This window comes from Rhodococcus sp. 852002-51564_SCH6189132-a, assembly GCF_001665495.1.
Lineage (GTDB): Bacteria > Actinomycetota > Actinomycetes > Mycobacteriales > Mycobacteriaceae > Rhodococcus > Rhodococcus pyridinivorans.
This window is the reverse complement of sequence record NZ_LZMJ01000063.1, coordinates 1-3,038: the sequence shown is the minus strand read 5'-3', so window position 1 is coordinate 3,038 and position 3,038 is coordinate 1. Positions and strand designations below refer to the sequence as shown.

4 protein-coding genes are annotated in these 3,038 nt (G+C 67.9%); 3 read left to right on the top strand and 1 reads right to left on the bottom strand.

Going from position 1 to position 3,038, the window contains the following annotated elements; translation table 11 throughout:
- Positions 1 to 119: 119 nt before the first annotated feature.
- Positions 120 to 539 carry a glutaredoxin domain-containing protein gene (locus A5767_RS15195; RefSeq protein ID WP_006552091.1) on the bottom strand — a complete coding sequence of 140 codons (420 nt, stop codon included), beginning with the start codon at positions 537 to 539 and terminating at the stop codon, positions 120 to 122.
- A gap of 159 nt (positions 540 to 698) precedes the next feature.
- On the opposite strand from A5767_RS15195, the gene A5767_RS15190 reads away from it, so the two are divergent.
- From A5767_RS15190 to A5767_RS15180, 3 genes are all read left to right on the top strand, one after another.
- Positions 699 to 1,379 carry a phosphatase PAP2 family protein gene (locus tag A5767_RS15190; RefSeq protein ID WP_231913196.1) on the top strand — a complete coding sequence of 227 codons (681 nt, stop codon included), beginning with the start codon at positions 699 to 701 and terminating at the stop codon, positions 1,377 to 1,379.
- Between the two features lie 208 nt (positions 1,380 to 1,587).
- A complete protein-coding gene (locus tag A5767_RS15185) occupies positions 1,588 to 2,196 on the top strand; it encodes an Rv1733c family protein (RefSeq protein WP_064852617.1) in 609 nt (202 codons plus the stop codon).
- A gap of 60 nt (positions 2,197 to 2,256) precedes the next feature.
- Positions 2,257 to 3,038: phosphatidylinositol mannoside acyltransferase (locus A5767_RS15180; RefSeq protein WP_064852616.1), on the top strand; the 782-nt coding region annotated here is incomplete at its 3' end.

The window sequence follows — 3,038 nt, the reverse complement described above, 5'->3', positions numbered from 1 at the left end:
CGCCTTGTTTCCGCTTACCGGCCGGCCCCGGGGGGCGGGGGGCCCGCCTCCCGGTTTTCAAAAATGCGGGCCGCGAACACCCCCGGACCGGGACCTCGTTCGTGTCGGGGGTCGGCTCGTCAGACCAGTTGATCGCGAAACCAACGTGGGTCGGGATTGGTATGCGACACGTCGCCGACGAACACCGTCGGCACCGTCTCGTTCCCGCCGTTGACTTCCCGGACCCGAGCGGCCGCAGCGGGATCCCGCCAGATGTTCACCCAGATCGCGCGACGCGCGCGAGTGCGCAGGGTGGCGCGCAACCGGATGCAGAACGTACACCCCGGGCGCCAGTACACCACCGGAACGCCGCGGGTTGCGGCGTCGCGACGGGCGGTCGCGTCGTCGACGTGATGGGGGAAGAACAGGGGAGAGGTGACCCACGCAAAGACGAGGAGCAGTACTGCCGTCACCACCGAGGTCACGTCGAATGCGCCGGTGAGCAGAACGACCGCCGCGACGGCCACCATCGCTGCGGAGAGGATCCAGGTTCGCCACACGCGTGCGAGCCTATCGCCCGGGCGGGAGGCAGAAGCCGCTTCATCCGCCGGCCAGCAGTCGTCTCGGAACGGGACGCGTCGCAGGCTCGAAGCTCCCCGTCACCCCGCCCGACCAGCCGGTCTGCCGCAGGACAAGGTGGCGCGATAGCGTATTCGGTCATGGTCGTCACCGAGAGTTCACCTCCTGTATCCCCGCGGTTGGTCCGCTCGATGTTCATCCCTGCCGTAGGGGTGGCGCTCGTGCTGACTCTTCTCGCGGCGGCGACGGTACCGATGCGCGACCGCCTGTATCTGTCCGTCGCTCAGACCGTCGAGGGGTCCTTCCTCGGACCGCTCGCAGGTCTCGTCGCCGACAGGGGGCTGCTCGTCCTGGTCGCCTTCACCGGTGTGCTCGCGGCGTGGCTGTGGCGGAACGATCGACGCAGCTTCGGCACCCTCGCCGTCGGCGGTATCGGTGTCGTGGGTGCCTACCTGTCGAGTGAACTCGTCAAGCTCGTGGTGACGGAGCCGCGACCGTGTCGCGCACTCGGGATCGAGACGGTGCTGGAATGCCCCGAGGTGGGTGACTGGTCCTGGCCGTCGAACCACTCCGTCATCGCGGCGTCGTTCGCCACGGCGTGTGTCCTCGCGGCTCCGCGTCTGATCTGGCTGGTCGCTCCGCTCGCCGCGGTGCTCGCCTTCTCCCGGGTGACGGTGGGGGTGCACTATGTCCACGACGTGCTGTCGGGCATGGCGCTCGGCGTGTTGATGGTCGCGCTGGTCGTCGTGGTGCTTCTGCCGTTCGCGTCGCGGCTTCCGATCCTGTCGCGCGAGGCACCGGCCGCCCAGCCCATGGGATAGGTGAAACTGGATACGGCACACCGAATCCGGCTGTCGGCAGAGCGAATCTGCGGGCAGCCGGATTTTCTGTTCGCGGGCGGGCGTGGTTCGTTACCGAGGTCCCTCGATCGTTGCAGGTGGACCCGGTTGGGATACGACCTTCGGCACTACATCTACAGGCGCGCACGATCGACACTCGGGGGCAGGAGCTCGATGTCCGGAGAGTGTGATGATCCGCGAAGACACCCTGGCGGTGCGGTGGTGGCGTCTGCGGCCATGGAGCGCGAATCCGCTCCTGCGCGGAATCGACCGCGTCGAAGCTGTCGCGTTCATGCTCCTGGTGGGTCTGATGCTCCTGGTGGTGCCCGTTGCCGGTGTCGTCGGGACCGTGTCGTATGCGCAGTTCAGCGAACAGTCACATCAGCAGGTGGCCGAAGGACGGCAGGTACCGGCGTTCGTTCTCGACGACGATCCGGACGAAGCGTCGGTCCCCAACCCGTTGGTCGAGTCCTCGTCGTCGCCCGGTCCGGCACTCGCCCGGTGGGAGGTCGACGGCGTCGAGCACATCGGCCGCGTGGGACTCGAAGCCCGCGGGCGTGCAGGGGAGACGGTACGCATCTGGGTCGACGAGACCGGTGACTACATGCCGGTTCCCCGCACCGGAATCGAGAACGCGCTCGCGGCCCTCGGTGCGGCTCTGGCAATTCTCGTCCTCGGCACCGTGGCATGCGCGCTCACGCTGTTCGGCGTCCACGTCGAGATGAACCGGCAGAGACTGTCTCGGTGGGACCGTAAGTGGCAGGAAGCAGGACGACTCCCGGGGTGGCCGATCGGATGAACGTCGCGCAGCGCCCGTCGTGATGGTCATCGTTGTCGACCTCCGCGTTCGGGGTACTCGATGCGCATGAAGGATCGAGCCTGGGACCTCGCGTACGCCGCCGGCTGGTGGACGGTATGCGCGCTACCGGAAAAACCGGCGAGGCGCCTGTTCGAGATGGCTGCGGATCGAGCGGCCCGAAACGGCGGGCCGATCCAATTACGACGCAACCTCGCTCGGGTGTTGTCCACCACTCCCGCTCAGGTGCCCGACGAACTCGTGCGCGCGAGTCTACGTTCGTACGCGCGGTATTGGTGCGAAGCGTTCCGGTTGCCGTCGATGGATCCGCTACGGCTGGCCGAGACCATCGACTCCGCGGCCACCGGTCTCGAACACATCCACGAGGCCGTCGCGCGTGGGCGCGGCGCAGTGCTGGCGCTTCCGCACAGCGGGAACTGGGACCTGGCGGGAGTGTGGATCGTACAGCGGATCGGCACACCGACCGTCGTCGCCGAGCGGCTGCAACCGGAATCGTTGTTCCGCCGCTTCGTGCGGTTCCGGGAAGGCCTGGGTTTCGAGATCATCCCGCTCACCGGTGGCACAGTTCCACCGTTCGAACAGCTGACCGCCCGGATCCGGGAGGGACGGTTCGTCGGACTCCTCGGTGAGCGTGACCTGACCGGAGCGGGCGTGCCGGTAACCTTCTTCGGCGAACCGGCCTGCATGCCTGCCGGCCCGGCCAAGCTCGCGATCGATACGGGTGGGCCGCTGCTGCCGGTGCACTGCTGGTTCACTCCGGGCGGTTGTTCCGCCGCCGCGCTGGTGGCCGTCGAGGGCGTAGCCGAGCTGACCGGTGGCTTCGG